The organism is Parahaliea mediterranea (assembly GCF_017255185.1).
Taxonomy (GTDB): domain Bacteria; phylum Pseudomonadota; class Gammaproteobacteria; order Pseudomonadales; family Halieaceae; genus JAFKCZ01.
Genome location: NZ_JAFKCZ010000007.1, coordinates 313,706 through 333,982 on the forward strand (window position 1 = coordinate 313,706; position 20,277 = coordinate 333,982).

At 66.3% G+C, this 20,277-nt stretch carries 23 protein-coding genes; 5 read left to right on the forward strand and 18 right to left on the reverse strand.

Annotation, left to right across the window (positions count from 1 at the left end; genetic code table 11):
• Nucleotides 1-49 precede the first annotated feature (49 nt).
• The 3 genes from JYP50_RS11740 to JYP50_RS11750 are packed head-to-tail and all read left to right on the forward strand — an operon-like array spanning nt 50 to nt 1,424.
• Entirely contained in the window at nt 50-427 is a 378-nt protein-coding gene (locus JYP50_RS11740) for a DUF423 domain-containing protein (RefSeq protein ID WP_206560705.1), read from the forward strand.
• Nucleotides 424-1,137, forward strand: coding sequence for a tRNA (guanosine(46)-N7)-methyltransferase TrmB (gene trmB, locus JYP50_RS11745; protein ID WP_206560706.1), 714 nt, complete (start codon nt 424-426; stop codon nt 1,135-1,137). Before JYP50_RS11740 ends, trmB begins: the two co-directional genes overlap by 4 nt.
• Before the next feature lie 35 nt (nt 1,138-1,172).
• Complete coding sequence (locus JYP50_RS11750) at nt 1,173-1,424, forward strand: GlsB/YeaQ/YmgE family stress response membrane protein (RefSeq protein WP_206560707.1); 252 nt, start codon at nt 1,173-1,175, stop codon at nt 1,422-1,424.
• Nucleotides 1,425-1,459: 35 nt separating this feature from the next.
• Here the strand turns inward: JYP50_RS11750 and hemW are convergent, their stop codons facing one another.
• The 8 genes from hemW to JYP50_RS11790 all read right to left on the reverse strand — a co-directional run bounded on the left by hemW (nt 1,460) and on the right by JYP50_RS11790 (nt 8,020).
• Nucleotides 1,460-2,596 (reverse strand): radical SAM family heme chaperone HemW, encoded by a 1,137-nt coding sequence (gene hemW, locus JYP50_RS11755; RefSeq protein WP_206560708.1) that lies wholly within the window; start codon nt 2,594-2,596, stop codon nt 1,460-1,462.
• A gap of 2 nt (nt 2,597-2,598) precedes the next feature.
• Nucleotides 2,599-3,231 carry an RdgB/HAM1 family non-canonical purine NTP pyrophosphatase gene (rdgB, locus tag JYP50_RS11760; RefSeq protein ID WP_206560709.1) on the reverse strand — a complete coding sequence of 211 codons (633 nt, stop codon included), beginning with the start codon at nt 3,229-3,231 and terminating at the stop codon, nt 2,599-2,601.
• Nucleotides 3,232-3,234: 3 nt separating this feature from the next.
• On the reverse strand, nt 3,235-3,672 hold the full coding sequence (locus JYP50_RS11765) for a DUF4426 domain-containing protein (protein ID WP_206560710.1): 438 nt from the start codon (nt 3,670-3,672) through the stop codon (nt 3,235-3,237).
• Nucleotide 3,673: 1 nt separating this feature from the next.
• Nucleotides 3,674-4,264, reverse strand: coding sequence for a methionine biosynthesis protein MetW (gene metW / locus JYP50_RS11770; RefSeq protein ID WP_206560711.1), 591 nt, complete (start codon nt 4,262-4,264; stop codon nt 3,674-3,676).
• The gene (metX, locus tag JYP50_RS11775; RefSeq protein WP_206560712.1) at nt 4,261-5,409 is read right to left on the reverse strand and encodes a homoserine O-succinyltransferase MetX; all 1,149 of its coding nucleotides are present in this window, start codon (nt 5,407-5,409) and stop codon (nt 4,261-4,263) included. Before metX ends, metW begins: the two co-directional genes overlap by 4 nt.
• Nucleotides 5,410-5,416: 7 nt before the next feature.
• Nucleotides 5,417-6,004 carry a YggT family protein gene (locus tag JYP50_RS11780; RefSeq protein ID WP_206560713.1) on the reverse strand — a complete coding sequence of 196 codons (588 nt, stop codon included), beginning with the start codon at nt 6,002-6,004 and terminating at the stop codon, nt 5,417-5,419.
• Between the two features lie 18 nt (nt 6,005-6,022).
• Nucleotides 6,023-6,856, reverse strand: a complete 834-nt coding sequence (gene proC, locus JYP50_RS11785; RefSeq protein ID WP_277602470.1) for a pyrroline-5-carboxylate reductase — start codon at nt 6,854-6,856, stop codon at nt 6,023-6,025.
• 480 nt (nt 6,857-7,336) lie between these two features.
• Complete coding sequence (locus JYP50_RS11790) at nt 7,337-8,020, reverse strand: YggS family pyridoxal phosphate-dependent enzyme (protein WP_206560715.1); 684 nt, start codon at nt 8,018-8,020, stop codon at nt 7,337-7,339.
• Between the two features lie 117 nt (nt 8,021-8,137).
• Here JYP50_RS11790 and JYP50_RS11795 point away from each other — a divergent pair, with 117 nt between their 5' ends.
• Both JYP50_RS11795 and JYP50_RS11800 read left to right on the forward strand, forming a co-directional pair.
• Nucleotides 8,138-9,172, forward strand: coding sequence for a PilT/PilU family type 4a pilus ATPase (locus JYP50_RS11795; protein ID WP_206560716.1), 1,035 nt, complete (start codon nt 8,138-8,140; stop codon nt 9,170-9,172).
• A gap of 119 nt (nt 9,173-9,291) precedes the next feature.
• A complete protein-coding gene (locus tag JYP50_RS11800; protein WP_206560717.1) occupies nt 9,292-10,431 on the forward strand; it encodes a PilT/PilU family type 4a pilus ATPase in 1,140 nt (379 codons plus the stop codon).
• Between the two features lie 12 nt (nt 10,432-10,443).
• On the opposite strand, the gene ruvX is transcribed toward JYP50_RS11800, so the two are convergent.
• The 10 genes from ruvX to JYP50_RS11850 all read right to left on the reverse strand — a co-directional run bounded on the left by ruvX (nt 10,444) and on the right by JYP50_RS11850 (nt 19,938).
• Nucleotides 10,444-10,884 carry a Holliday junction resolvase RuvX gene (gene ruvX / locus JYP50_RS11805; RefSeq protein WP_347136774.1) on the reverse strand — a complete coding sequence of 147 codons (441 nt, stop codon included), beginning with the start codon at nt 10,882-10,884 and terminating at the stop codon, nt 10,444-10,446.
• Between the two features lie 17 nt (nt 10,885-10,901).
• On the reverse strand, nt 10,902-11,492 hold the full coding sequence (locus tag JYP50_RS11810) for a YqgE/AlgH family protein (RefSeq protein ID WP_206560718.1): 591 nt from the start codon (nt 11,490-11,492) through the stop codon (nt 10,902-10,904).
• A gap of 80 nt (nt 11,493-11,572) precedes the next feature.
• Complete coding sequence (locus JYP50_RS11815; protein WP_347136775.1) at nt 11,573-12,433, reverse strand: energy transducer TonB; 861 nt, start codon at nt 12,431-12,433, stop codon at nt 11,573-11,575.
• Between the two features lie 16 nt (nt 12,434-12,449).
• Nucleotides 12,450-13,403: a glutathione synthase gene (gene gshB / locus JYP50_RS11820; protein ID WP_206560720.1), complete on the reverse strand. Its 954-nt coding sequence runs from the start codon at nt 13,401-13,403 to the stop codon at nt 12,450-12,452.
• Between the two features lie 106 nt (nt 13,404-13,509).
• Nucleotides 13,510-13,980 carry a PaaI family thioesterase gene (locus tag JYP50_RS11825; protein ID WP_206560721.1) on the reverse strand — a complete coding sequence of 157 codons (471 nt, stop codon included), beginning with the start codon at nt 13,978-13,980 and terminating at the stop codon, nt 13,510-13,512.
• A gap of 13 nt (nt 13,981-13,993) precedes the next feature.
• Nucleotides 13,994-14,728 carry a 16S rRNA (uracil(1498)-N(3))-methyltransferase gene (locus JYP50_RS11830; RefSeq protein ID WP_206560722.1) on the reverse strand — a complete coding sequence of 245 codons (735 nt, stop codon included), beginning with the start codon at nt 14,726-14,728 and terminating at the stop codon, nt 13,994-13,996.
• Nucleotides 14,729-14,736: 8 nt separating this feature from the next.
• Entirely contained in the window at nt 14,737-15,576 is an 840-nt protein-coding gene (gene metF, locus JYP50_RS11835; RefSeq protein WP_206560723.1) for a methylenetetrahydrofolate reductase [NAD(P)H], read from the reverse strand.
• A gap of 249 nt (nt 15,577-15,825) precedes the next feature.
• Nucleotides 15,826-17,217: an adenosylhomocysteinase gene (gene ahcY, locus JYP50_RS11840; protein ID WP_206560724.1), complete on the reverse strand. Its 1,392-nt coding sequence runs from the start codon at nt 17,215-17,217 to the stop codon at nt 15,826-15,828.
• A 553-nt stretch (nt 17,218-17,770) separates the two neighbouring features.
• Nucleotides 17,771-18,925: a methionine adenosyltransferase gene (gene metK / locus JYP50_RS11845; protein ID WP_206560725.1), complete on the reverse strand. Its 1,155-nt coding sequence runs from the start codon at nt 18,923-18,925 to the stop codon at nt 17,771-17,773.
• Nucleotides 18,922-19,938, reverse strand: a complete 1,017-nt coding sequence (locus tag JYP50_RS11850; RefSeq protein WP_206560726.1) for an ArsR/SmtB family transcription factor — start codon at nt 19,936-19,938, stop codon at nt 18,922-18,924. The genes metK and JYP50_RS11850 overlap by 4 nt, the downstream gene beginning before the upstream one ends.
• Nucleotides 19,939-20,277 lie beyond the last annotated feature (339 nt).

Sequence of the window (20,277 nt, forward strand, 5' to 3'; positions counted from 1 at the left end):
TGCCACCGGGGCGGCGAATTGCCGCCCCGTATGCGTTAGAATCCTCCCCATGACTCACTTGTTTCTGCCGATAGGCGCGCTGGCCGGCATGCTGGCGGTTATGTTTGGCGCCTTCGGCGCCCACGCCCTGCGCGGTCGCCTCGACGACTACGCCCTGGGCGTGTTCGAAACCGCGGTCCAGTACCACTTCTATCACGCCCTGGCCCTGCTGGCCGTGGGCCTGCTGGCCCTGCACCAACCCCCGTCGACCCTGCTGCGTTCCAGCGGCTGGCTGTTCCTGTTCGGCCTGCTCCTGTTCTCCGGCAGCCTCTACCTGCTCGCCCTCACCGGCACCCGCTGGCTCGGCGCGGTCACCCCCCTGGGTGGACTGGCCTTTATCGCCGGCTGGGCCTGCCTGGCCGTGGCGGGCTGGAAGCTGCTGCCGTGAGTGACTCGCCATCGGGCACCGCTCCGGACACTAGGAAGCACCGACCCATCCGCAGCTACGTCCTGCGCGAGGGGCGCATGACCGAGGGGCAAAAACGTGCCTTCGAGGCCAATTGGGCACGCTGGGGGCTGGATTACACACCCGAAGAACTCGACCTCGAATCGCTCTTTGCCTCTCCCGGTGACATCGTGCTGGAGATCGGCTTTGGCATGGGGCAGTCGCTGGTGACGATGGCGGAGGCCGCGCCCAATACGTGCTTTATTGGCATCGAGGTACACAAGCCCGGCGTGGGCCGCCTGTTGCACAGCATGGCCGAGCGCGGCGTGGACAATATCCGGGTGTTCTGCCACGACGCGGTGGAGGTGATGCGCCACTGCATCCCGGCGCAGTCGCTGGATACGGTGCAGGTCTTCTTCCCCGACCCCTGGCACAAGAAGCGCCACCACAAGCGCCGCCTGATCCAACCGCCCTTCGTGGAGCTGCTGGTCTCCCGCCTGAAGCCCGGCGGGGTGTTGCACCTGGCCACGGACTGGGAGAACTACGCCGAGCAGATGATGGAGGTGCTATCCGCCAATCCCGCTCTGCGCAACGTGGCTGGCGAGGGTGAGTACTCACCCCGGCCGGCGCATCGGCCCTTGACCAAGTTCGAGCAGCGCGGCGAGCGGCTGGGGCACGGGGTTTGGGATTTGCTGTTTACCCGCAGCGCCTGACCGGGCATTCAAGTGTTGGTCTGAGGAGAGGTAATATGGGCATTCTGTCGTGGATCGTATTGGGCTTGATTGCGGGTATCCTCGCCAAGTGGATTATACCGGGCCGGGACCCGGGGGGCTTCATTGTCACGACCCTGATCGGTATTGCCGGTGCCTTTGTTGGTGGCTACCTGGGCACCGTGACGGGACTTGGCGGCAGTGTCAGCCAGTTCAGCCTGGAAGGTATCGTCACCGCGGTGATTGGCGCTCTGGTGTTACTGGTCTTGTACCGCGCGATTCGCAGATAGTGCCGGGAGCCGGTCGGAACTCGCCCCGGCATCCGCTAGAAAAACTCGCCGACCACGCTGTCGAGGAAGCGCCAGCCAGTGGGCGTGCAGCGCAGCACGTTGTCGTGGGCTTCCACCAGTCCGCGACTGGCCAGGCGATCCAATAGCGGCTCGATCACTTGGCTATCGAGCCCGGTCCGCTTTTCGAAGTTGGACAGGGTCGTGCCCTGTGCCAGCCGCAGGGCATTCAACATGTACTCCCCCGGCAGCTCCTCGACCCCCAGCCAGCGCTGGCTCGCCTGGAAGCCCCCCGCTCCCGCCGCCAGATAGTCCCCCGGCTGGCGCCGCTTCGCGTAGCGCTCGATGCGCCCGTCGCCGTGGGTGATCTTGCCGTGGGCGCCGGCGCCGATGCCCAGGTAGTCGCCGAAGGACCAGTAATTCAGGTTGTGCCGGCACTCCCGGCCCGGCCGCGACCAGGCCGAGACCTCGTACTGCGACAGCCCCCCGCCGCGCAGGATCGCCTCCCCCTGTTCCTGGATGTCCGCCAGCGTGTCCTCCACCGGCAGCGCTGGCGGGCGCTTGTGGAACACCGTGTTCGGCTCGATCGTCAGCTGGTACCAGGACAGGTGGGGCGGCTCGTAGGACAGCGCGATGCGCAGGTCCTCGCGGCCGCGTTCGCCGTCCTGGTCCGGCAGGCCGTGCATCAGGTCTAGGTTGAAATTGTCGAAGCCCGCCGCCCGCGCCATGGCGATGGCCGCGTGGGCCTGGTCGGCGCTGTGCACGCGGCCCAGGGCGCGCAGTTGTTCGTCGTGGAAGGACTGGATACCCAGCGACAGGCGGTTGATGCCCGCGGCGCGGAAGCCGGCGAATTTTTCCGCCTCGGCGCTGCCGGGGTTGGCCTCCATGGTCGCCTCGAGGTCGGGGGACAGGGGCAGTCGCGCACCGATGCCCGATAGCAGTCGCGCGATGGCGCCGGGGCTGAACAGGCTCGGGGTGCCGCCGCCGATGAACAGCGTATCCACGGTCCGCCCCTGGGCACGGGGCAGCTCGTCCTCGAGGTCGCGCAGCAGCGCGTCCACGTAGGCGGCCTCGGGGATGTCGCGGGCCTCGTGGGAATTGAAATCGCAATAGGGGCACTTGCGCTCGCACCAGGGCAGGTGGATGTACAGGCCCAGGGGGGGCGGGGTGGCCATCGTCAGCCCCCGGACTGCAGGGCCTCCGCCAGCCTGGCGCAGGCCCTGGCGCGGTGGCTGATGCGGTTTTTCAGCTCGCGCTCCAGCTCCGCCGCGCTGCAGTCGTGCTCCGGCACGTAGAACAAGGGGTCGTAGCCAAAGCCCTGTTCGCCGCGGGGCGCCTCGAGTACGTAGCCCTCCCAGCTGCCCTGGGCGATCACCGGAGTGGGGTCGCCGGCGTGGCGCAGGTACACCAGCACGCACTGGAAGCGGGCCCGGCGCTGTTCCCGGGGCAGGCCGTCCAGGGCCGCCAGCAACTTGCGGTTGTTGGCCGCGTCGCCCTCGCCCTCTCCCTTGCCATCAGAGGACGCGTAGCGCGCCGAGTAGATACCGGGCGCGCCCCGCAGGGCGTCGACCTCCAGGCCGGAGTCGTCGGCGATGGCGGGCAGGCCGGTGTGCGCGGCCGCCGCCCGGGCCTTGAGGATGGCGTTCTCGACGAAGCTGAGGCCGGTTTCGGCCACGTCGGGCACGTCGAACTCGCCCTGGGAGCGCAGTTCCAGGCCCAGGGGTGCGAGGATGCGCGACAGCTCCTTCAGCTTGCCCGCGTTGCCGCTGGCCAGCACCACGGTGCCGGCCCTATCGCTTGTATGGCTCATAAGTCAGTGAATAAACAGCTGGTGCTTGAATTTGAAAGTATAGGTTGTGTCCGCGCCCTCGGGGCGGAAGTCCACCTCGAAGAAACGCCACTCGCGGTTGATGAAGCGGAACGGGGCGATGTAGTACACCGCCGGCCCCTCGCGCACCTCCTGGAAGTCGAGATCCTGGTTCTGCATCAGGTCCCAGGTGCGCCCCTTGAGTTGCATGGGACGGGTGGCGGCGCCGCCCTCGGCGAGGTGTTCCCGCACGGCCAGGTTCACGATCGCCCGTTTTTCGCCGCGCACGATGCCGTAGCGCGCCGCGACCTCGGGCTCCAGGAAGGTGGTGTTGACCACGCTGTAGTGGAGTTCATAGGGACCGAAACGCTCCGACTGCTGCGCCAGCGCGGGGGCGCAGGCCAGCAGCAGGGTGAACAGGCAGTACAGTTGTCGTAGCTTCATGTCAGCGGGTAATACGGTAGATCGCGGTCACCGCGAACATATTGGGCCAGGCCCCCGCCAGCAGGGGCCGGCGCTGGGTGTTGCCGACCATTTCCCGGGCCGCGATGCGGATGCCCTTGTCGCGGCACAGGGCCTCGAAATCGTTCACCGTGCAGAAGTGGATGTTGGGCGTGTCGTACCAGCTGTAGGGCATGAATTTGGACACCGGCATGCGCCCCCGGGTGCCCAGGTAGAGCCGGCAGCGCCAGTGGCCGAAGTTGGGGAAGGTGACGATGCCCTCGCGGCCGATACGCAGCATCTCGTCCAGCACCCGGTCCGGGTAGTGCACCGCCTGCAGGGCGTGGGCCATGACCACGGTGTCGAAGCTCTGGTCCGGGAAGTTGGCGAGGCCCCGATCCATGTCCTGCTCGACGATGTCCAGGCCCCGGCTCACCGCGGCGGTGATGTTGTCGGGGTCGATTTCCAGGCCCATGCCGCGCACCTGGCGCGTGTCCCGCAGCTGCTTGAGGAATTCGCCGTCGCCGCAACCCAGGTCCAATACCTTGGAGCCCGGCTCGATCCAGCGCTGGATGTGGGTGAGGTCCAGTCTCATTGGGAGCCCCCCCCCACCCGCTGCATGTAGGCGCGAAACAGGTCGCGGTAGCGCGGCAGGGCCAGCAGGAAGGCGTCGTGGCCCTCGCTGGCCTCGATTTCGGCGTAGCTGACCGGCCGGTCGGCGGCGATCAGGGCGTCGACGATTTCCCGCGAGCGCTGCGGCGAGAAACGCCAGTCGGTGGAGAAGGAGATCACCAGGAAACTGCATTTGGCGCGCGCGAAGGCGGCCACCGGGTCGTCGCCGTACTCCCGGGCGAGGTCGAAGTAATCCAGGGCCCGGGTCATCAGGATGTAGGTGTTGGCGTCGAAGCTGCCCGAGAACTGGTTGCCCTGGTAGCGCAGGTAGCTCTGCACCTGGAATTCCACCGACTCCTCGTCGCCCCGCTCCAGCGTGCCCGAGCGCAGGTCGCGGCCGAACTTGTTGGCCATGGCGTCGTCCGAGAGGTAGGTGATATGCCCCACCATCCGCGCCAGCGCCAGGCCCTGGGCCGGCACGCACTCGCGCTCCAGGTAGCGGCCCTCGCTGAAGTCGGGGTCTGACTGGATGGCGTGGCGGGCGATCTCGTTGAAGGCGATATTCTGGGCGCTGAGTTTCATCGCCGAGGCGATCACCACGCAGTGCTCGACCATGTCGGGGTATTCCAGGGCCCAGCGCATCGCCTGCATGCCTCCCAGGCTGCCGCCGATCACCGCCGCCCAGCGCGCGATGCCCAGGCGGTCGGCCAGCCGTTTCTGGCTGTGCACCCAGTCGCGCACCCGCAGGGGCGGGAAATCGGGGCCCCAGGGGCGGCCGGTGTCGGGATTGGGGGAGGCGGGTCCGGTGGAGCCGTGGCAGCCGCCGAGGTTGTTCAGGCTGACCACGAAAAAGCGGTCGGTGTCGATGGGCTTGCCAGGGCCGATGCAGGCATTCCACCAGCCGGGCTTGCGATCGGCTTCGCTGTGGTAGCCGGCGGCGTGGTGGTGCCCGCTGAGGGCGTGGCAGATCAGCACCGCGTTGGAGCAGTCGTCATTCAGCGCGCCGTAGGTTTCGTAGACCAGGTCGTAGGGCCCGAAATCGCGGCCGCAGGCCAGGCGCAGGGGCTCCTCGAAATGCTCGGTGCGGGGCTCTACGATGCCCAGCGACCGTTCGGTAGGTGCTTCCATCGAGCGCTCAGATTCCCATTGCCACGCCCATCGGCATACCGGCGCCGGCGGCCATGTGCCCGAGGGCGATCTTCAGCACATTGATCAGGATGAACACCAGGATCGGCGAGAAATCCATGCCGCCCATCGGTGGCAGCATCTTGCGGAAGGGTGCCATCACCGGCTCGGTGATCTGGTGGAGCAGGTACAGGGCGGGGTTGTTGCCGCCCGGCGCCACCCAGCTGAGGATGATCACCGCCAGCAGCGAGAAAAAGTAGATATTGATCACCAGCCCCAGTAGTGCGATCAGCGCCCACAGCAGGACCACCGGGTGCAGGATCACCGCGCCGGTTTTCAGGAACAGGATAAAGATGATGCCCAGGCTCTGGATCACCAGCGCCAGCACCAGCGAGGACAGGTCGATGCCGCCGAGGCCGGGCAACACGCGGCGCAGGGGCACCACCAGCGGATTGGTGGCCTTGACCAGGAACTGGCTGATGGGGTTGTAGAAATCGGCCCGCACCAGCTGCAGCAGGAAGCGCAGCACCATCGCCAGCAGGTAGAGACTGATGGCGGTCTGTAGCAGGTAGCTGAATATGTCGTTTGCCGCGTTCATTGCTATGCCTTTTCCTTGCTATCCCATATCCCGGGCCATTTCGACGGCCCGGTTGGCGGCGGCCTGCATCGCGCGCTTCACGGTGTCGCGCAGGCCGTCGCTCTCGAAACTTTCTATCGCCGCCTGGGTGGTGCCGCCCGGACTGGTCACCCGCCGGCGCAGTTCCACCAGGTCCGCGTCGCCCTCGATGGCCATGCGCGCCGCGCCGAGGGCGGTTTGCCGGGCCATGGCGGTGGCGGTCTCCCGCTCCAGGCCCAGCTCACAGCCGGCCTCGATCATCGCCTCCATGAACAGGAAGAAATACGCCGGGCCGCTGCCGGACAGGGCGGTGATGGCGTCCAGCGCCGCTTCGGTGGGCACCCATTCGACGATGCCGACGGCGCCGAGGATGGTTTCGGCATGGCCGCGCTGGGCCGCGTCCACCCGCGCGTTGGCAAACAGGGCGCTGGCGCCGCAGCCGAGCAGGGCGGGGGTGTTGGGCATGCAGCGGACGATGGCGGTGCTGTCCCCGAGGCGCGCGCGCATGCTGTCGATGGTAATGCCCGCGGCGATGGAAATCACCAGCGCGCCGGCCTCGGCCACCGGACCGGCGATGCCTTCCAGGACCTGGGACATCACCTGGGGTTTGACCGCCAGGATGACCACGTCGGCGCCGCTCACCGCCGTCGCGTTGTCGGTGCTGGTGCGCACCGGCGCGGTTCGCCGCAGGCTTCGCCGCAGGCGCTCCAGGCTCTCGGGCGAGGGGTCGGCGGCGCAAATGGCGTCGGGGGAGTGCCCGCTTTCCACCAGGCCGCCGATAATGCTGCTGGCCATGTTGCCGGCGCCGATAAAGGCGATGCTGGGTTCGCTCAAGGGTCGCTCCGTATCTGTGTTCAATGGTTGGGCGGATTGGGTCGAAGGCATTGCCCGACAATGGCGGGTAGTCTTCTGGCCCTGTTTGGCTGCCGCCGCTGGTCCGGTCGACCAAATTCGACCCTACGTGGTTGCCGCCACGGGATTGGTCGAATGAATTCGACCCTACGTGGTTGCTGCCACGGGATTGGTCGAATGAATTCGACCCTACATGGTTGCTGCCACGGGTTTGGTCGAATGAATTCGGCCCTACATGGTCGCTGCCACCGGGTTGGTCGAATGAATTCGGCCCTACGTGGTTGCTGCCACGGGGTTGGTCGAATGAATTCGACCCTACATGGCCTCGCTTTGGCGTGTGCCTGTAGGGCCGAATTCATTCGGCCAATATCGGAGGCCGCGCGCCCGTTGCCGGGGTCACCTATGCGTTCGGCAATAGGGTGGAATCCGATGCGGCAGTATACACGCCGCCGCCGGGCAAAATCACCCGCGCGGCCCGAAGATGTCGGTGCCCACGCGCACGATGGTGGCGCCCTCGGCGATGGCCGCCTCCAGGTCGCCCGACATGCCCATGGACAGGGTGTCGAGTTGCGGCATGCCCAGTGCCGTCATCGCCTTCCGCAGGCGGGCGAACGCCGCGCGCTGGGCCGCCGTGTCGCCAGTGGCGGCGGGAATTGCCATCAGTCCCCGCAGTGTCAGCCGGGGCAGCTCGAGTACCGCGGCGGCCAGTTCCGGCAGGGCGTCGAGGTCGGCGCCGGACTTGCTGTCCTCCCCCGAGATATTCACCTGCAGGCACACCTGCAGCGGCGGCAGGTTGTCGGGGCGCTGCTCGCTGAGGCGGCGGGCGACTTTCAGCCGGTCGACGCTGTGCACCCAGTCGAAGTGCCCGGCGATGGCCCGGGTCTTGTTGGACTGGATCGGGCCGATGAAGTGCCAGGTCAAGGGCAAATCGCGCAGCGCCTCGATCTTGTCCAGCGCTTCCTGCAGGTAGTTCTCGCCGAACTGGTCGAGCCCCAGCGCGGCGGCTTCGCGAATGTCCGCCGCGGGGCGCGTCTTGCTCACCGCCAGCACGGTGATGTCCGCGGGGTCGCGCTCGCAATTCTGGGCGGCCCGGCTTACTCTATCCAGCAGTTTTGCTATATTGTCGTGAAGTTGTCGCTCGCTCATGGGGCGAATAGTAGCCGAAGCGGCACCAAGAAAAACAGCGCCGGCATGTAGTCGGTGCAATCGGCCGGAGTGGCCCCGGGGTGGGGCGGACACCTGGCCAGCCAGGGGAGGGGATCGGTGGATATAACAGAACTGCTTGCATTCAGCGCCAAACAGGGGGCTTCCGACCTCCACTTGTCCGCCGGCCTGCCTCCCATGATTCGTGTCGACGGCGATGTGCGTCGTATCAACCTGCCACCGATGGATCACAAGCAGGTGCACGATCTCATCTACGACATCATGAACGACAAGCAGCGCAAGGACTACGAGGAGTTCCTGGAAACCGACTTCTCCTTCGAGGTCCCCGGCGTGGCCCGCTTCCGGGTCAACGCCTTCAACCAGAACCGCGGCGCCGGCGCGGTGTTCCGCACCATTCCCTCCAAGGTACTGACCATGGAGGACCTGGGCATGGGCCAGGTGTTCCGCGATATCGCCATGATGCCGCGCGGCCTGGTGCTGGTCACCGGCCCCACCGGCTCGGGCAAGTCCACTACCCTGGCGGCGATGATGGACTACATCAACGACAACAAATACGAGCACGTCCTGACCATCGAGGACCCGATCGAATTCGTGCACGAGAGCAAAAAGTGCCTGGTCAACCAGCGCGAGGTGCACCGCGATACCCTGGGTTTCGCCGAGGCCCTGCGCTCGGCCCTGCGCGAGGACCCGGATATCATCCTGGTGGGCGAGATGCGCGACCTGGAGACCATCCGCCTGGCCCTGACCGCGGCGGAAACCGGGCACCTGGTGTTCGGCACCCTGCACACCACCTCGGCCGCCAAGACCATCGACCGGGTAGTGGATGTATTCCCCGCGGCCGAAAAAGCCATGGTGCGCTCCATGCTCTCCGAATCGCTGCAGGCGGTGGTGTCACAAACCCTGATGAAACGCGCCACCGGCGGCCGGGTGGCGGCGCACGAAATCATGCGCGGCACCTCGGCCATTCGCAACCTGATTCGCGAGGACAAGGTGGCGCAGATGTACTCGGCGATCCAGACCGGCCAGGCCCTGGGCATGCAGACCATGGACCAGTGCCTGCACGATCTGGTGGAGAAGCGCGTGATCACCCGGGAAGTGGCCCGCGAGAAAGCGCGCATGCCGGAGAATTTCTAGGGTCTCGCCCCGCCGGCGGCTTGCGCGCGATTGGCGCGCGTTGCATCGGGGCCGAATTTTAATGGCGGCAACAATCGACTGACGAGTGCCGTCCCCGGGGACTGGCTGGGAGGTGGGAAGTGAATATCGAGCACTTGCTGGAGCGTGTGGTCAGGGAGAACGCCTCCGACGGCTTTATCACCGCCGGCGCGGCGCCCTGCATCAAGGTGAACGGCCAGCTCTACCCCATCGCCGACCAGGTGCTGGGCAGCGAGGAGGCGCGGGAGCTGGTGTTGTCGACCATGAACGACCAGCAGCGGGCCGAGTTTGTCGAGCACCACGAGGCCAATTTCGCGATATCCAGCGGCGAGCTCGGGCGCTTCCGGGTCAGCGCCTTCATGCAGCGGGGGAGCTACGGGCTGGTGCTGCGGCGCATCAAGACCGAAATCCCGACCATTGAGGAGCTGGGCCTGCCGCCGATCGTCAAGGACCTGGCCATGACCCAGCGCGGGCTGGTGATATTCGTCGGCGCCACCGGCACCGGCAAGACCACCTCCCTGGCCAGCATGGTGGGGCACCGCAACCGGCACAGCCGCGGCCACATCATCAGCATCGAGGACCCGATCGAATTCCTCCACGAGCATGCCGGCTGTCTCATTACCCAGCGCGAGGTGGGTGTCGACACCGAGAACTTCGACGTGGCCCTGCGCAACTCCCTGCGCCAGGCGCCGGACGTGATCCTGATCGGCGAGGTGCGCTCGGCGGAGACCATGACTCAGGCCCTGGCTTTCGCCGAAACCGGCCACCTCTGCCTCTGCACCCTTCACGCCAACAACGCCAACCAGGCCCTGGATCGCATCCAGAGCTTTTTCCCGGCGGAGTTGCACAACCAGGTGTGGATGGACCTGTCGCTAAACCTGAAGGCGATGGTGGCCCAGCAACTGCTGCCGCGCAAGGACGGCAAGGGCCTGACCCCGGTCGTGGAAATCCTGCTCAACTCGCCGCTGATCCAGGATTACATCCGCAAGGGCGAGGTACACCTGATCAAGGAGGTGATGGCGAAGTCCGGCGAACTCGGCATGCAGACCCTCGACCAGTCACTGTTCGCGGCCTACAACGAGGGCCGGATCACTCCGGAGGAGGCCATTCGCTACGCCGACTCCTCCAACGACGTGCGCCTGATGATCAAAATGCACGAACGCGGCCAGTTCAGCCTGGACGAAACCGAGGGCCTGAGCTACGACGATGCCGACAAGGGTAGCCACCGCTTCGGGCGCTGAGCGCCACGGCAGTCAGTCGGACCTGAGCCCGCGCTCCCGCAGCCAGGTTTGCAGGATCAGCTCGGCGGCGTAGCTGTCCACCGGCCGCGCCTTGTAGTCGCCCCGGTGGCCGCGTTCGCGCTGCTGTTCCTTGGCTTCGAAACTGCTCAGGCGCTCGTCCGCCAGCTCCACCGGCAGGCCCAGCCGGCCGTGCAGGCGACGGGCGAATTTGCCCGCCCGCGCGCTGAGTTCGCTGTTGCTGCCGTCCATGTTGAGCGGTTCCCCCACCACCAGGACGTCCGGTTGCCATTCGGCGACCAGGGAGCCCAGCGCCGTCCAGTCGGGCACGCCGTCCCGGGCCGGCAGGGTGGTCAGTGGCTGGGTGGTGCCCAGCAGGCAATTGCCCACGGCCACGCCGATCTGGCGCAGGCCATAGTCGAAGGCCATGGCGGTGTTGATAGCGGTTTTTGGCAAGGTGACTGTCGCGTGAATCAGGCGTGGCCCGCCTGGTTGGAAATGAGGTTCATATCGATGCCCAGTTGCGCGGCGGCGGCGGCCAGCCGGCGCTGGTGGGGAGTGGAAAAGATGATATCGCTATTGGCGGGCAGGGTCAGCCAGCTGTTCTCCGCCAGTTCCTGTTCCAGCTGCCCGGCCGACCAGCCGGCGTAGCCCAGGGCGATCAGGTAGTCCCGCGGTCCCTCGCCGGCGGCGATGGCGCGCAGGATATCCCGGGAGGTGGTCAGGGATATTTCGCCGGTGACCCGCATGCTGGCCTCCCAGCGCTTGGCGGGTTCCCGGTGCAGCACGAAGCCGTGGTCGATCTGCACCGGCCCGCCGGCCATGACCGGCGTCTCGCTGAAGTCGTCGGTGGCCTCGATCTGCAGGTGATCGAAAATTTCCGCCACGCTCAAATCCAGTGCCTGGTTGATCACGATGCCCATCGCGCCGCTTTCGCCGTGCTCGCAAATATAGGTGATGCTCTGGCAGAAGATGCCCTCGGTCAGGGTGGGCATGGCCAGCAGGAAGTGATTGCGAAGGCAATCCCCGCTGCGGGACGTATTGGCTGACAGGGGTGTGGGCATGGTGCTTGTACGGTGACCTCGGTTGGCTGGGGCTATCTTGCTTGGCTTGGGGCTATCCATGTAGGGCTAAACGGAAGGCCCTAGCCTGAGCTTAGCCGGTTTTCCTGGAATTGCCACGTGCGGATGATCTCCAGCTTGTCCGCCGTGGCCCGCAGTTCCGGTGGGAAGGGGGCGTAGGGCGCGGCCATGCGCACGATTTTGATGGCGGCTTCGTCGAGCAGTGCGTAGCCGGAGGAGGACAGCACGCGAATGTCCTCCAGCTGGCCGGAGTAATCGATCACCACCAGCAGTCGCAGGCTGCCGTATATCCCGTAGCGCACCGAGGCTTCGGGGTAGTAGCGATTGCCCACCGCCTCCACCCGCTGGCGCCAGTCGTGCAGGTAGGCGGCATCGATCGAGGCCTGTGTCGACAGCGAGGTCAGGCGGCGCACCCGGGGCAGGTTGGAATAGGCCCGGGACTGCTCGTCGAGGGCCGCCTCGAGTTCGGCCAACTCGCGGGTCAACGGGTCCGCGGAGGGGTCGATGCCCTGCATGGCGGGGTCCACGAGTTCGCGGGCGTCCCGTTCCGTCGCCTGCCGGCGTTCGGCGGCGGCACGGGTGGCGAGACTGCGTTCGCGGCGCTGGCTGGAGGGCTGATCGCCACGGGGTAGGAGCGTGGGTTGCGGGGGGCCGGGATTGACCCGTGGCGTGCTCGCCCGGGCGCTCACCTCGGTGTGTTCGGAGCGGTCGCCGCTACCGAGCTGGTTGGCCTGGGCGAAATGGCTGGCGTCCTCCGGTGTTTGCGCGGCGGGCTGACGGGCCAGGGTCACGTCGATCTGCGGGCGATACGGAGCTTGTCCGCCGGTGTCGAAGGACACCCCCAGCACCAGCGCGCCGTGCAGCAGCAGGGCGACCAGCAGCGCCGTGCGCAGGCGCCGGTCCGGTTGGCCGCGGCGAGTCACATCCATCCCCGAATGATTATCTGTTTCTCAGTTTGCCCTCTATACAATCCATCAGCTCGCCGCCGATGTCCAGGCCGCACTGGTCGTCGATTTCGCGCACGCAGGTGGGGCTGGTGACGTTGATTTCGGTGAGGTAGTCGCCGATGACGTCCAGGCCCACGAACAACAAGCCGCGTTCGCGCAGGGAGGGTCCCACGCGCTCCGCGATCTCGCGGTCGCGGGCCGACAGCGGTTGCGCGCGGCCGGTGCCCCCCGCCGCCAGGTTGCCGCGGGTCTCGCCGACCAGGGGCACCCGCGCCAGGCAGTGGGACACCGGTTCGCCGTCGATCATCAGGATGCGCTTGTCGCCGTCGACGATCTGCGGGATGTAGCGTTGGGCCATGATCGAGCGGCGGCCGTGATCGGTGAGGGTCTCCAGGATCACGCTGAGGTTCGGGTCGTCTTTTTTCACGCGGAAAATCGAGCTGCCGCCCATGCCGTCCAGGGGCTTGTAGATCGCGTCCTCGTGCTCGCGGTGGAAATCGCGCAGGCGGGCCGCGTCGGCGCTGACCAGTACCGGCGGACAGCACTCGGGGAACTGGGTGGCGAACACTTTCTCGTTGCAGTCGCGCAGGCTCTGGCAGCGGTTGACGATCAGGGTGCCGCGGCGCTCCGCCGCCTCGAGGATGTAGGTGTTGTAGATGTACTCGTTGTCGAAGGGCGGGTCCTTGCGCATCAGGATCACGTCCAGGTCCGCCAGCGAGCTGTCCCCGGTATCGCCCAGGTCGTACCAGTTCTCCGGGTCGCGGAATACCGTGAGGCGGGCCATCCTCGCCCGGGGCTCTCCCTGTTCCAGGTAGAGGTCGGCGGGCTCCATGTAGTAGAGCTGCCAGTCGCGCGCCTGGGCGGCCCACAGCATGGCCAGGGTGGTGTCTTTCTTGAAGTTGATGTTGGCGATGGGGTCCATCACCACGCCGAGCTTGATAGTCATGATTGCGTACCGCGATGTCCGTGGGGGAGGGCGAGCCCTAAACTACGCAATGCCCGTGAGCTGTGCAAGTGCGGGCTCCTGTGGGGCGCGGCATCGCGTGCCCGGCTCAGCCGGCCTCCGCCTCGCCCCAGGAGGCGGGAACGCGCACCGCCACCAGTTCGGCCCGGGCGCACTCCTCGCCGTTCACCGCCAGCGAGCAGGTCACCCGAGACTTGCGCTCGCCCGCCTCGGTGACCCGGGCCTCGAGCACCAGCGGCCCGGCGATGGGCGCCGCGCGCAGGTAGCTCACATTGAGCTGGCCGGTGACGTAGAGGATATTCTCGCCCTCGCCGATGGCGCGCCCCTCCCGCTGGTAGGCCTCCGCCATGGCGGTGCAGATGCAGTGGCAGTCGATCACCGAGGCGATCAATCCGCCGTACACATAGTGGGGCGAGCCGGCGCAGTGCCAGGGCTCGGGGGCGAAGTGGCAGATCGCGCGCTCGCCGTCCCACGCGCTCTTGATATGGTGGCCGTGGGGGTTGTCGGGGCTGCAGCCGAAGCAGTGGTTGCCCCGAATCTGGTCCTGGATGATGGTCATTGGGAAGTCCTTGTTACAGTTCCGGTGTCATGTCGCCCCAGCGGGCCTGGAGGATGGCGAGTGCCGCCAGGGGGGCGGTTTCGGTGCGCAGCACGCGGGGGCCGAGCCCCAGGGCCTCGAAACCCGCGCGCTCCGCGGCGTCGATTTCGGCGTCGCTCAGGCCCCCTTCCGGACCCACGGCCAGGGCCACGCTGCGCGGAGCGCCGCTGCCTTTCGCCGCCGTCGCCCGGTGGTGCAACACGAAGCGCCGCTCGGCGGAGCAGGCGGCGAGCCAGTCGCCAAGGGAAACGGCGGGCCCGAGCCCGGGCAGGCGATTGCGCCCGCACTGTTCGCAGGCGCTGACGATCACCTGCCGCCAGTGCTGCTGTTTTTTGTCCGCGCGTTCGCCCTTGAGCTTGACCTCGGTGCGTTCGGTAAACAGCGGGACCACGCGTTGCACGCCGAGCTCGGTGGCTTTTTGCAGCACCCAGTCCATGCGGTCGCCGCGGGATATGCCGATACCCAGCTCGACCGCCAGCGGCGATTCCACGTCGCGATCGCTGCGATCGCAGAGCACGGCGGTGACCGCGCGTTTGTCCACGCGCAGGATCTGCGCCGCGAATTCGTTGCCGGCGCCGTCGAACACGCTGAGCGCCTGCCCCGCGCTCATGCGCAGCGCCCGGGCCAGGTGCTGGCTGGGGCCGGGTTCCAGTTCCACTTCCGCGCCCTCGGCCAGGGGCTGCTGGGTATAGACTCGCGGGATGCGCATGCCGGTCGCTACAGGCCCAGGTTGTTGCGAATGCTGCGCGTGGGCTCCACCTGGTTCATGGTGTAGAAGTGGATGCCCGGCGCGCCGCTTTCCAGCAGGGTTTGGCACAGCTGGGTGACCACGTCGATGCCGAAGGCGCGGATGCTGTCCTGGTCGTCGCCGAAGCCCTCGATGCGCTGGCAGATCCAGCGCGGGATCTCGGCCCCGCAGTTGCGCGAGAAGCGCGCCAGGTTGGCGAAGTTGGTGATCGGCATGATGCCGGCGTAGATCGGCTTGTCGATGCCGGCGGCGGCGCACTGGTCCAGGAAGTAGAAGTAGGACTCCACGTTGTAGAAATACTGCGTTATCGCGCTGTTCGCGCCAGCGTCCAGCTTGCCCTTGAGATAGCGGATATCCGTGTCGTAGCTCTCGGCCTGGGGGTGGATTTCCGGGTAGGCCGCCACCTCGATGTGGAAGTGATCGCCGGTGGTCTCGCGCACGAATTCCACCAGTTCATTGGCGTACACCAGGTGGGCCGCACCGCCCATGCCGGAGGGAATGTCGCCGCGCAGGGCCACCAGGCGCTTGATCCCCAGCTCGCGGTAGCGCTCGAGCAGGTCCCGGACCGCGTTGGCGTCATCGCCGCCAAAGCTCAGGTGGGGGGCCACCTCGGCGCCGAGCTCGTTGATCGACGCCACGGTGTCGAGGGTGTTGTCGCGGGTGGAGCCGCCGGCACCGTAGGTCACGGAGAAAAAGTCCGGGCCCAGCGCCTGCAGGGCGGGGGTGGTTTGTTCCAGCAGCTTGGCGCGGCCCTCCGCCGTTTTGGGCGGGAAGTACTCGAAGCTGATGCGGGGTTTGTCGGTTGCCATATTCATTATCTATCAAGTTGTGGTCGAATGAATTCGACCCTACACATTTGGGGGCGTCCCCGCGGTGGTCGAATGAATGACCCGAAAAGAGGGGCCCGCTGTCGACCCTACAGGTTTGGGTGCGCTTTCCTGTAGGGCCGAATTCATTCGGCCGCAAGGCCCGGGTGGTCCCCGTGCGGTCGAATTCATTCGACGGCACCACACGGGAGCCCCGTAGGGCCGAAATTACTCGGCCGTGTTAACCCTTAATCAGTACTTGTAGCTATCCGGCTTGAACGGCCCTTCCACTTTCACGCCGATGTAATCGGCCTGCTCGGTGGTCAGGCGCGTGATCACGCCGCCGAAGCCGCGCACCATGTGCGCCGCCACTTCCTCATCCAGCTTCTTGGGCAGCACTTCCACTTTCAGCGCGGCCTGCTTCATCTCCGGCTCGAGGTCGGCGAAGCGGCGCTCGAAGAGGTAGATCTGCGCCAGCACCTGGTTGGAGAATGAGCCGTCCATCACCCGGCTGGGGTGGCCGGTGGCGTTGCCCAGATTCACCAGGCGGCCTTCCGACAGCAGGATCAGGTGGTCGTTGGCGGCGCGGTCGCGGTACACCTTGTGCACCTGTGGCTTGACCTCTTCCCAGTCCCACTCGCGGCGCATGAAGGCGGTGTCGATCTCGTTGTCGAAGTGGCCGATGTTGCACACCACGGCGCCGTTCTTCAGCGCCGAGAGCATGTGCTGGTCGCAGACGTTGAAGTTGCCGGTGGTGGTGACCAGCAGGTCGATGTTTTGCAGCAGCGCGCGATCGATGGAGGCGGCGTCGCCCTTGTTGATGCCGTCGATAAAGGGCGAGACTACCTCAAAGCCATCCATGCAGGCCTGCATGGCGCAGATCGGGTCGATCTCGGTAATGCGCACGATCATGCCCTCCTGGCGCAGGGACTGGGCGGAGCCCTTGCCGACGTCGCCGTAGCCGATCACCAGGGCTTTCTTGCCGGACAGGAGGTGGTCGGTGCCGCGCTTGATGGCGTCGTTGAGGCTGTGGCGGCAGCCGTATTTGTTGTCGTTCTTGGATTTGGTGACGGAGTCGTTGACGTTCACCGCGGGCACTTTGAGTTCACCCTTGGCCAGCATATCCTGCAGGCGGTGCACGCCGGTGGTGGTTTCCTCGGTGATGCCGTGGATCTTTTCCAGCATGGCGGGGTACTTGTCGTGCAGCATGGCGGTGAGGTCGCCGCCGTCGTCCAGCACCATGTTGGCTTCCCAGGGCTGGCCGTCTTTGAGGATGGTCTGTTCGATGCACCACTCGTACTCTTCCTCGGTCTCGCCTTTCCAGGCGAATACGGGCACGCCGGCGGCGGCGATGGCGGCGGCGGCGTGGTCCTGAGTGGAGAAGATGTTGCACGAGGACCAGCGCACTTCGGCGCCGAGCTCGACGAGGGTTTCGATGAGCACGCCGGTCTGGATGGTCATGTGGATGCAGCCGAGGATTTTGGCGCCGGCCAGCGGCTTGCTGCCGCGGTACTTGTCACGCATGGCCATGAGGGCGGGCATTTCGGTCTCGGCGATGTCGAGCTCGCGGCGGCCCCAGTCGGCCAGGGTGATGTCGGCGACTTTGTAGTCCTGCTGGGTGTCGATTTTTTCGGCTGTGGTCATGGTTGCTCCTATTTGGGCTGCTGCCCTTTACTTTGTCCTGTTCGTTTCGTTTCGGTGGTTTCTGGTGCTTCGATTCTGGTCCGGGGCCCGGCAACGGGGAGGCCCTTACGGGACACGCTGTGAACCCATCCATGGGGGCTCGTGTTGCGGGGGGCCGCCCCCGACATCCATGTCTCTCACGGTCCCGTAAGGGCCTCCCCGCCATCGGACCCCTCCGGGGTACCTTCGGCTAAATTGCCTCGAATACTGCGGGCGGATGCTGCTTCCGTTGCTCAAGTGACACTGTTCCTCGGAGCCCACGCCCCTTGTTCGGTGCGAGAGTCAGTTCTTGCGGCTCCACCAACCATACGTGATTGGTGGCATAGGCTTTCCGCATACCACTGAGGGACCTGGCGCCGGGTGGGCCCCTTCAGGACCGTGTGCGACATGGATGTCGCGCACGAGCCTACATGGATGTATTCACGGCGAGTCCTGAAGGGGCCCAGCCGGTGTCGGGGCCCGGCCCTGAATCGAAGTGCGCATCCTCTATCCGATACAGTATGAAAGCGCTCCGTTACAGCGCCGCTTTCAAAGCCTCCGCCTTGTCCGTCTTCTCCCAGGTGAACTCCGCGCTCTCGCGGCCGAAGTGCCCATAGGCCGCCGTCGGGCGGTAGATCGGGCGTTTCAGGTCCAACATCTCGATCAGCCCCTTGGGCCGCAGGTCGAAATGCTCGCGCACCAGCTCCGCGATCTTGTCGTCGCCCAGCTTGCCCGTGCCAAAGGTATTGATCGAAATCGACGTCGGCTCCGCCACGCCGATCGCGTAGGACACCTGGATCTCGCAGCGGTCCGCCAGGCCCGCCGCCACAATGTTCTTCGCCACATAGCGGCCCGCGTAGGCCGCCGAGCGGTCCACCTTCGACGGGTCCTTGCCCGAGAACGCGCCGCCGCCGTGGCGGGCCATGCCGCCGTAGGTGTCCACAATGATCTTGCGTCCTGTAAGACCGCAGTCGCCCACCGGACCGCCGATAATGAACTGGCCCGTCGGGTTGATGTGGTAGCGGGTGTCCGCGTGCAGCCACTCGGCGGGCAGGGTCTCCTTCACGATCAGGTCCATCACCGCCTCGTGGATATCCTTCTGGCTGATATCCTCGTCGTGCTGGGTGGACAGCACCACCGCGTCGATGGCCACCGGCTTGCCGCCCTCGTAGCGCAGGGTCACCTGGCTCTTGGCGTCCGGGCGCAGCCAGGGCAGGGTGCCGTGCTTGCGCAGCTCCGCCTGTTTTTCGACCAGGCGGTGGGCGTAGTAGATCGGCGCCGGCATCAGCACCTCGGTCTCGTTGGTGGCGTAGCCGAACATCAGGCCCTGGTCGCCGGCGCCCTGTTCCTTGTTTTCGCCCTCGTCCACGCCCTGGGCGATGTCAGGGGACTGCTTGCCGATGGCGTTCAGCACCGCGCAGGAGGCGCCGTCGAAGCCCACCTTCGACGAGTTGTAGCCGATGTCCAGCACCACCTCGCGAACCACGTCTTCCAGGTCCACGTAGGTGTCGGTGGTCACCTCGCCGGCGATCACCACCATGCCGGTTTTTACCAGGGTTTCCACCGCGACCCGGGCGTTGAGGTCGTCGGCCAGGATCTTGTCCAGGATCGCGTCGGAGATCTGGTCCGCCATCTTGTCCGGATGGCCCTCGGAGACCGACTCCGAGGTGAAAATGGAATATTCGCTCATGGGGTAGTCCTTGCTGTGTTGAAGTCGGGGTGGCCGAAGAGGCGCACCTGTATCTGGAATCCGTTGCGTTGCGCCAGGAACACGCTGGCGATACCGGCGAGGCCGGCGTCAGCCGCCCACTGGGTCAGGTCCCCGGGCTCGAAGCCCAGCCACAGGTCGCCGCAGTTCTCGCGGGCCCAGGCCTGGTCGTGGCGGCACAGGTCGGTGACCAGCACCACGCCGCCCGGGGCGAGCAGCCCCGCCACGTCGCGCAGGATCTGCTTCGGCGCCGGCGTGTGGTGGAGCACCATGTTGATCACCACGCAGTCCACCTGCAGGCCGTCGAGGGCCGCGCTGGCGGTGTCGCCGTGGATGAAATCCACATTCGCCAGCCCCGCACCCTCGGCGGTGGCGCGGGCCCGGTCGAGCATCGCCGCCGCGTTGTCCAGGGCGGTGACCCGCTCGAAGGCCGGCGCCAGTTCGAGCAGGAAGGCGCCGTCGCCGGGGCCGACCTCGAGGGCGCTGCGGCGGTGCGCCAGGGGGGCGTCCCGCAGGACTTCCGCCACGGTGGCGGCGTACTGCCCGTAGCTGGCGATCAGGTCCTGCTGTTCGCGGAACTTGTGCGCGTTGTGGTGAAAGAAGTGGCGCGAGTTTTCCTCCCGCCGGCGCTGCAGCGCGGCCAGGCCCCGGTGCAGGGGGGCCGGCAGGGTGATCCGGTCCACGGTCTGGAAGATCTGCTGCTGCAGCGGCTCCAGCTCCGGGCGCTGGCCCAGTTCGCTGCGGCGGTAAAAGATGGAATTGCCCTCCCGGCGAGTGGCCACCAGCCCGGCGCCCGCGAGCACCTTCAGGTGATGGGACAGGGCGGGCTGGCGCATGTCGAACAGGCCGCACAGTTCCGACACCCCGAAGGAGTCGTTGCGCAGCACGCGCAGCACCTGCAGGCGCAGGGGGTCGGCGCTGGCCTTGCACAGGGCGGCCAGGGCGTCGATCTGCTGCTCGGGGGCAGTGTTGGCGGTGGATTCGACAGCTAGCATGGCGAGGAAGTCTAGCAGGATTGCCAGCTATATCAAAATATTTTGATATAGCGTGATCGGCGCTATCTGTCGCGCTGCGTGGCCAGTTGAAGCCGGCCCTACGGGCGCGCGCACCACCTGTAGGGCCGAATTCATTCGGCCAAAAGGGGTCAGACCCCAATGGCACCTACTTAACCGTTGTAGGGCCGAATTTATTCGGCCATTGATGCCGTGAGCACCGTTTTTGGTCGATGAGATGGTCTCCTCCCCTCTCCAACGGCGTCGCGATGCGCCAAGATAGAGATGTACATCCTATCTGCACGGGATGAGGAGGAGACCATGAACAAGACTACGGTAATT

Bases quoted from the DNA above. Each gene is read 5' to 3' on its own strand.
- JYP50_RS11740 (WP_206560705.1), top strand. From the start codon at position 50: ATGACTCACTTGTTTCTGCCGATAGGCGCGCTGGCCGGCATGCTGGCG.
- JYP50_RS11750 (WP_206560707.1), top strand. From the start codon at position 1,173: ATGGGCATTCTGTCGTGGATCGTATTGGGCTTGATTGCGGGTATCCTC.
- hemW (WP_206560708.1), bottom strand. From the start codon at position 2,596: ATGGCCACCCCGCCCCCCCTGGGCCTGTACATCCACCTGCCCTGGTGC.
- rdgB (WP_206560709.1), bottom strand. From the start codon at position 3,231: ATGAGCCATACAAGCGATAGGGCCGGCACCGTGGTGCTGGCCAGCGGC.
- JYP50_RS11765 (WP_206560710.1), bottom strand. From the start codon at position 3,672: ATGAAGCTACGACAACTGTACTGCCTGTTCACCCTGCTGCTGGCCTGC.
- metW (WP_206560711.1), bottom strand. From the start codon at position 4,264: ATGAGACTGGACCTCACCCACATCCAGCGCTGGATCGAGCCGGGCTCC.
- metX (WP_206560712.1), bottom strand. From the start codon at position 5,409: ATGGAAGCACCTACCGAACGGTCGCTGGGCATCGTAGAGCCCCGCACC.
- JYP50_RS11780 (WP_206560713.1), bottom strand. From the start codon at position 6,004: ATGAACGCGGCAAACGACATATTCAGCTACCTGCTACAGACCGCCATC.
- JYP50_RS11790 (WP_206560715.1), bottom strand. From the start codon at position 8,020: ATGAGCGAGCGACAACTTCACGACAATATAGCAAAACTGCTGGATAGA.
- JYP50_RS11810 (WP_206560718.1), bottom strand. From the start codon at position 11,492: ATGCCCACACCCCTGTCAGCCAATACGTCCCGCAGCGGGGATTGCCTT.
- gshB (WP_206560720.1), bottom strand. From the start codon at position 13,403: ATGACTATCAAGCTCGGCGTGGTGATGGACCCCATCGCCAACATCAAC.
- JYP50_RS11825 (WP_206560721.1), bottom strand. From the start codon at position 13,980: ATGACCATCATCCAGGACCAGATTCGGGGCAACCACTGCTTCGGCTGC.
- JYP50_RS11830 (WP_206560722.1), bottom strand. From the start codon at position 14,728: ATGCGCATCCCGCGAGTCTATACCCAGCAGCCCCTGGCCGAGGGCGCG.
- metF (WP_206560723.1), bottom strand. From the start codon at position 15,576: ATGGCAACCGACAAACCCCGCATCAGCTTCGAGTACTTCCCGCCCAAA.
- ahcY (WP_206560724.1), bottom strand. From the start codon at position 17,217: ATGACCACAGCCGAAAAAATCGACACCCAGCAGGACTACAAAGTCGCC.
- metK (WP_206560725.1), bottom strand. From the start codon at position 18,925: ATGAGCGAATATTCCATTTTCACCTCGGAGTCGGTCTCCGAGGGCCAT.
- JYP50_RS11850 (WP_206560726.1), bottom strand. From the start codon at position 19,938: ATGCTAGCTGTCGAATCCACCGCCAACACTGCCCCCGAGCAGCAGATC.